This window comes from Flavobacterium sp. HJSW_4 (assembly GCF_042436695.1).
In the GTDB taxonomy this organism is placed as follows: Bacteria; Bacteroidota; Bacteroidia; order Flavobacteriales; family Flavobacteriaceae; genus Flavobacterium.
In genome coordinates this window covers 1-491 of sequence record NZ_JBHNPP010000084.1, presented here as the reverse complement: position 1 = coordinate 491, position 491 = coordinate 1, and the positions used below count along the sequence as shown (strand labels likewise).

Sequence of the window (491 nt, the reverse complement as noted above, 5' to 3'; positions counted from 1 at the left end):
GCCGAGATATCTACCGTTCCGTTTGAAACTGTTATTGTCTGAGCATTCCCTGTTAAAGTCGTTCCATTTATAGAAACAATAGAAAGCGCATCGCCTTCTGCATCCGTATCGTTGCTTAACGGAGTTAAAGTAACACTGTTATCCTCAGCAACCGTATATGGATCATCGTTAGCAACTGGCAAATCGTTTACTGGATTTATAGTAATCGTCACTGTTGCAATATTACTATCAAGATTCCCGTCGTTAGCTTTATATGTAAAACTATCTTTAGTAGTTTCACTTCCATCGTGAATGTAAGTGAAAGATCCATCTAAATTTAAAGTTAAAGTTCCGTGAGATGGTCCCGTAACTACGATTGATGTTAATGAATCTCCATCAATATCGCTGTCATTTGATAATACTCCGTCTAATGTAATAACTGTAAGTGTCTCTCCTTCGTTTACTGAATATCCATCTTTTTCAGCAACCGGAGCATCGTTTACTGCCGTAAC

1 protein-coding gene is annotated in these 491 nt (G+C 38.1%); it reads right to left on the bottom strand.

The window, feature by feature from the left end:
• A partial coding sequence (locus ACE01P_RS24405; protein WP_379701667.1) for an Ig-like domain-containing protein occupies nucleotides 1–491 on the bottom strand: 491 nt, incomplete at both ends.